The organism is Kitasatospora sp. NPDC058965, assembly GCF_042741245.1.
GTDB lineage: Bacteria > Actinomycetota > Actinomycetes > Streptomycetales > Streptomycetaceae > Kitasatospora.
In genome coordinates this window covers 1-5,835 of record NZ_JBHYKG010000423.1, presented here as the reverse complement: position 1 = coordinate 5,835, position 5,835 = coordinate 1, and the positions used below count along the sequence as shown (strand labels likewise).

Below are 5,835 nucleotides of genomic sequence, written 5' to 3'. Positions count from 1 at the left end.
GCCCCCGCCGACCGCCCCGTGCCGCGGCCCCCGCCGGCGGGGACCCCCGCCCCGCCCCCGGCGCCGACCCGGGGGCCCACGGATCCCGCGGCCCGGGTTGCCGCCGACACCGGGCTGCCGGTCCGCGCCGCCTTCTACTACCCGTGGTACCCGGAGAACTTCACCCCGTCGGGCACCCACTACACGGCCTCGGCGGGCCGCTACTCCGTCGACGTCCCGGCCACCGTGGACCGCCAGATCCAGGACATGCAGTACGGCGGCCTGCAGGCCGGCATCGCCTCCTGGTGGGGTGTGGGACGGCGCGAGGACAAGCGGCTGCCGCTGCTGCTCACCGAGGGCGCCCGGCTCGGCTTCTCCTGGTCGGTGTACTACGAGGAGGAGGGCTACACCGACCCGTCGGTGGAGCAGATCAGCAGCGACCTGGCCCACCTGCGCGGGTACGCCGACCAGAAGGCCTGGCTGCACGTCGACGGGAAGCCGGTGATCTTCGTCTACGCCGGGGCCGGCGACGGCTGCGCCATGGCCACCCGGTGGGCGCAGGCCAACCGGACCGCGGGGTTCTTCGTCGTGCTGAAGGTGTTCGCCGGCTACCGGGATTGCGCGGACCAGCCGCAGGGCTGGCACCAGTACGCCTCCGGCCTGGACGTGCAGCCCGGGTACTCGGCGATCCTGTCGCCGGGCTTCTGGAAGTACGACCAGGCGACACCGACGGTGCCGCGCGACCTCGCCCGCTTCCGGCAGGACGCCGTCACCGTCGCCACCTCGGGCGCGCCGTTCCAACTCGTGGTGACCTACAACGAATGGGGCGAGGGGACGGCGGTGGAGTCGTCCACCGAGTGGCCCAGCAGCAGCGGCCACGGCGCCTACCTGGACATCCTGCACGAGGTGTTCGCCGCACATCCCCGCTGAGTGCCCGGCGAGTCGGGGCAACGGTGCCGACCGGTCCGGCCGGCACCCGCCGCCGCGGGTCGGCGTTCTCGCGCGGGCCGACGGCACCGGTGGCGTTCGTGAACCGTAAGGCCCGGGGGCCCGGTTCCGCCGCCGTCCGTTCCTACAGTGGCCGGGAGGTTGTTCCCGAGGAGAGAGGTGGGCCGGGATGACAGTCGGCCAGGACGTCGCGCCGAGCGCCGAGGTGGGCGTGATCGGCGGATCCGGACTCTACGAACTGCTGCACGACGTGACCGAGGTGCGGGTGGACACCCCGTACGGGGCGCCCAGCGACGCGCTGTTCGTGGGCGAGGCGGCCGGCCGCCGGATCGCGTTCCTGCCCCGGCACGGCCGCGACCACCGGATTCCCCCGCACCGGATCAACTACCGCGCCAACCTGTGGGCGTTGCACGCCCTGGGCGTACGGCAGGTGCTGGCACCGTGCGCGGTCGGCGGGCTGCGCCCGGAGTTCGGGCCGGGCACCCTGCTGCTGCCCGACCAGTTCGTGGACCGGACCTCGGGACGGGTGCAGACCTTCTACGACGGGCTGCCGCTGCCGGACGGCACGGTGCCGGAGGTGGTGCACGTGTCGTCGGCCGACCCGTACTGCCCGGCGGGGCGGCGGGCGGCCCGGGAGGCCGCCCGGGCGGCCGGCTGGGAATCCGTGGACGGCGGCACGCTGGTGGTGATCGAGGGGCCGCGCTTCTCCACCCGCGCGGAGTCCCGCTGGTTCACCGCCAACGGGTGGTCGGTGGTCGGCATGACCGGGCACCCGGAGGCGGTGCTGGCGCGCGAACTCGGCCTCTGCTACACCTCGGTGGCCCTGGTCACGGATCTCGACGCCGGTGTGGAGAGCGGCGAGGGCGTCACCCACGGCGAGGTGCTGGAGGTGTTCGCCCGCAACGTCGACCGGCTGCGCACCGTGCTGTTCACGGCGGTCGAGCGTCTTCCGGCGGTGCGCGAGTGCCCGTGCGGCCACGCCTTGGACGGTCTCGGGACCGGCCTTCCCGGGGTCCCGGGCGACTGATGCCGACGCACGGTGCGGAACGTGCTCCCCGGGTGGCCGCCGTGGCAGACTGGCCGGTGAACGCTGCTGGTGGAGAGGGGAGTTGTCGGTGACCGAGGGTGCTCCCGTGGTGTTCCTGCTGGTCGGGCTCACCGGTTCGGGGAAGACGACCTACGCCCGGCAGAAGCTGGTGCCCGGGGGCGCTGTGCGGCTGTCGGTGGACGAGGTCGTCCACGAGCGGCACGGCCGGTACGGCATCGACTACCCGGAGCGCAGCTACTTCGAGAAGGAGGCCCCGGTCGTCGCCGAGCTGCACCGGCGGCTTGCCGAGCTGGTCGCCGAGGGCCGGGACGTGGTGTGGGACCACGGGCTGTGGCCGCGCAAGGACCGCGACGCGATGAAGGAGCTGGTGGAGTCGGTCGGCGGGCGGTGGCGGCTGCTGTACTTCCCGGTCGAGCGGGACGAGCTGCTGCGCAGGCTCGCCGAGCGCAACCAGCGGGGCGACGCGAACGCGCTGATCGTGACGCCGCAGGCCCTGGACGACTTCTTCGCGCGGTTCGAGGCGCCGCGGGGCGAGGGCGAGGAGATCGTGGAGCCGGGCCGGCACTGAGGTCGGCGGGCGCCGGTGGTCAGGTGTCAGCGTCGGGCACGGCGGCGGCGCAGCAGTTCCCAGACCGTGGTCAGCACGGCGACGGCGGCGAGGGTGAGGAGCCAGTTGCGCAGGTAGGGGAGGGCCAGCACGGTCGGGTTGCCGTGGTCGTCGCCGGCGCGCAGGACGGCGGGGAGGGCTACGGCGGTCACGGCTGCGGCGAGGACCAGCCCGGACCGTACCGGTGTGGTGCGGGCGGCCGCGAGGCCGAGCAGGCAGACGAGGGGGAGCCAGAGGCCGTCGTGGAGGACCAGTCCGCCGGCCGCCCACCAGAGGATGTCGGTGGGGTCGGTGATGTAGCTGTCGTGCAGCAGGCCGTGGATCCCGTAGCCGATGAGGCCGACGCCGGCCAGGGCGGTTGCCACGCGCAGCGCGCGCAGCACGGGGTGCTGGTCCGGGTGGGGCTGGTCGGGCATCAGATGATCTCCAGTCGGGCGACCCACTTGGTCTGCAGGACGCCGGGGCGGTTGGGGGCGATGATCCGGGCCGGGTAGCCGTGGTCGGGGTCGAGGACCTGGCCGTTGACGCGCAGCGCGAGCAGGGTGAGCGGGTCGCGGGCGTAGGTGGCGGGCATCTCCATGATCCGGTAGGGGCCGTCGGCCTCCAGCGAGGTGACCCGCACCCGGGCGTCCGCGTCGGCGCCGGCCCGGTCCAGCAGGTCGCGCAGGCGTACCCCGGTCCAGTGGGCGGAGGCGCTCCAGCCCTCGACGCAGGCGATCGGCAGTTCGGCGGTGACCTGGGGGAGCGTCAGGAGTTCGGCCATGGTGAGCCGGTAGGGGCGCGGTCCGGTGACCGTCAGCTGCCAGTCGGCGGGGGCGGTGCTGGTGCCCGCCGCCGCGGCGGTGCGGTTGATCGGCAGGCCCTGGGGGCCGAGGTCGGGGCGGCGCGGTGCGAACAGGTCGAAGGCGCGCAGCCAGGGCACCGTCTGCCCGGCGGTGGTCAGCGTGACCACGCCCACCGAGGCGGTGACCGCGCCGAGGAAGGCCCGCCGCTGCGCCAGGCCGGGCCTGACCCGTCGCCAGTGCGCCGCGATCAGCGGCGCCTTGGCGGCGACGTGCAGCAGCAGCCCGCCGGTGGCCAGCCAGCCGACCCAGAAGTGGGTCTGCCGGAACGGGAACGGCCACGGGTACCACTGCAGCGTGTTCAGCAGACCGGTGAACAGCTCCAGCAGCATCGCCGCCACCAGCACCGCGATCCCCAGCCGCTCCAGCGCGTGCGCCACGCTGCGCACCGGCGGCCACTCGAACAGCCTGGGGTACACCGTCCAGAGCTTCGCCCCGAGCAGCGGGATCGCGGCGATCCCGCTGATCACGTGCAGGCCCTGGGTCACCCGGTAGCCGTTCACCGGGCGGGCAGGCAGGTGCGGTGCGAGCCAACCGGGCGGGTCCTGCAGCAGATGACTCGTCAGACCGGTCAGGAAGCAGACGAGCAGGGCCGCGCCCAGCCAGCGCCCGAGGACGACCGCGGTCCGCGGCTCGTGCAGCGGCGAGGTGAACGCCCCCTCGCGCAACGGCCCGCGGCGCAGGAACGCCGGGGGAGCGGGCAGCGGCGGGTCGTAGCGGCGGCGGGCGGCCGGAGTGCCGGAGTCGGCGGGGTCGGTTTCCACGCCTCCATCGAAGCGCTCCGGTGCGGTCCTGCGGGGCTGCGACGTGCTTACGGAATCCGAACGGCGCTCCCGCCGTCCGGCCGGTGCGCTCCCGCCGGTGGGAGGGTGGGCGACGTGATCTCCCGTCCCGTCCCGCGCTGCCTGCTCGCCCTCGCCGCCCTGGTCACCGCGCTGGCGCTGACCGTCACCCGCGGCGGGTCCCTCCCCTCGCACGGCTGGTCCCTCCCGCCGCACGGCTGGCACGTCCCGCTGTCCGGCTGGTACCTGCTCGACACCGCGCTCTTCGCGCTCGCACTGCCGCTGCTGCGCAAGGTGCCCCGCGGGCAGGCCGTGCCGCTGGTCCTGGCCGGCAGCATCGCCGTGGCCGCCGCCGGACTGCTGGCCGCGCCGCGCACCAGCGACGACGCCTACCGCTACGTCTGGGACGGACGGGTCCAGGCGGCCGGGATCTCGCCGTACGCCCACACCCCGGACGATCCGGCGCTCGCACGGTTGCGCGATCCCGGGCTCTTCCCGGTGGGCGACGGCTGCACGGGCTGGGACGAGCGGCGCACCGGGGCCGGGGACTGCACCCGCATCAACCGGCCGGCCGTGCACACCATCTACCCGCCGGTGGCGCAGGGGTGGTTCCTGCTGCTGCACCCGTTCGGCGGCGGGGTCCGCGGGGTGCAGGTCGGCGGGGCGCTGCTGGCGGTGGCGACCACCGGGCTGCTGCTGGCGCAGGGCCGGGAGGCCTGGCGGGCCGCGCTGTGGGGGTGGTTCCCCGGCCTGACGGTGTGGGCGGTCAACGACGCGCACGTGGACACGCTCGGCGCGCTGCTGATGGTCGCCGGGCTCGGCTGCGCGGTGCGCGGGCGGGGAGTGCAAGGGCGGGCGGCATCCGGGCGGGCGGTGTCCGGCGGACTGCTGCTGGGCGGCGCGGTGGCCGCCAAGCTGCTGCCCGGCCTGGCCCTTCCCGGCGCGCTGTCCGGTCTGCTGTCCCGCCGCCCCACCCGCCACGAGGTCCTACTCGTCGGGTCCGCGCTCGGCGCCTTCGCGCTGGCCTACCTCCCGTACGTGCTGGCCTCGGGCACCTCCGTGCTGGGGTACCTGCCGGGCTACCTGCGGGAGGAGGGCTACGACCAGGGGCACATCGACCGCTTCGGCCTGCTGCGCCTGGTGCTGCCCGACCGCCTCGCGCCGTGGGCGGCGGCGCTGGTCCTGGCGGCCGTGGTGGTCCGGGTCCTGCGCCGGGGCGACCCGTACCGGCCGTGGGCCGGCGCGCTGCTGGTGACGGGCACGGCGCTGCTGCTGGTCGCGCCCGGCTACCCCTGGTACGGGCTGCTCGTGGTGGCCCTGGTGGCACTCGACGGCCGCTGGGAGTGGCTGGCCGTGCCGGCCGCCGGGCAGGCGCTCTACCTGACGGGCAGTCAGGCGGCCCAGCAGATCGGCTACGGAACGGCGCTGTGCGTCGTCCTCCTGGTCCCGCTGCTGCGGCAGCGGTTGGCGAGGCGGGCGGTCGCGGCGGTGTGACACGTGCCGTAGGTGCTGGTCCCCGGTGCCCGGGAACCACCACCCGCGGCCCGCCGCGGGAGGGGTGGCGGGCCCGCGTGCGGAGGGCGGGGGAGTGGGGGCCCAGCGCGGGCCCGCGCCCGTCTCTGATAAACA

The 5,835-nt window shown here is 75.1% G+C and carries 5 protein-coding genes and 1 pseudogene; 4 read left to right on the top strand and 2 right to left on the bottom strand.

Annotation, left to right across the window (positions count from 1 at the left end):
• The 3 genes and pseudogenes from ACFW1A_RS37465 to ACFW1A_RS37455 form a co-directional block, all read left to right on the top strand.
• Window positions 1–909, top strand: a pseudogene (locus tag ACFW1A_RS37465) (hypothetical protein); the annotation flags it as partial.
• Window positions 910–1,096: 187 nt separating this feature from the next.
• Window positions 1,097–1,954, top strand: coding sequence for an S-methyl-5'-thioadenosine phosphorylase (locus ACFW1A_RS37460; RefSeq protein WP_380417585.1), 858 nt, complete (start codon window positions 1,097–1,099; stop codon window positions 1,952–1,954).
• An 88-nt stretch (window positions 1,955–2,042) separates the two neighbouring features.
• Window positions 2,043–2,543, top strand: a complete 501-nt coding sequence (locus ACFW1A_RS37455; protein ID WP_380417583.1) for an AAA family ATPase — start codon at window positions 2,043–2,045, stop codon at window positions 2,541–2,543.
• Window positions 2,544–2,569: 26 nt separating this feature from the next.
• Here ACFW1A_RS37455 and ACFW1A_RS37450 read toward each other — a convergent pair whose 3' ends face one another.
• Both ACFW1A_RS37450 and ACFW1A_RS37445 read right to left on the bottom strand, forming a co-directional pair.
• Window positions 2,570–2,998 carry a hypothetical protein gene (locus ACFW1A_RS37450; RefSeq protein ID WP_380417581.1) on the bottom strand — a complete coding sequence of 143 codons (429 nt, stop codon included), beginning with the start codon at window positions 2,996–2,998 and terminating at the stop codon, window positions 2,570–2,572.
• Entirely contained in the window at window positions 2,998–4,107 is a 1,110-nt protein-coding gene (locus tag ACFW1A_RS37445) for a molybdopterin-dependent oxidoreductase (protein ID WP_380417587.1), read from the bottom strand. The genes ACFW1A_RS37450 and ACFW1A_RS37445 overlap by 1 nt, the downstream gene beginning before the upstream one ends.
• Before the next feature lie 195 nt (window positions 4,108–4,302).
• Between ACFW1A_RS37445 and ACFW1A_RS37440 the strand changes: the two genes are divergently transcribed.
• Window positions 4,303–5,700, top strand: a complete 1,398-nt coding sequence (locus ACFW1A_RS37440; RefSeq protein WP_380417579.1) for a hypothetical protein — start codon at window positions 4,303–4,305, stop codon at window positions 5,698–5,700.
• Window positions 5,701–5,835 lie beyond the last annotated feature (135 nt).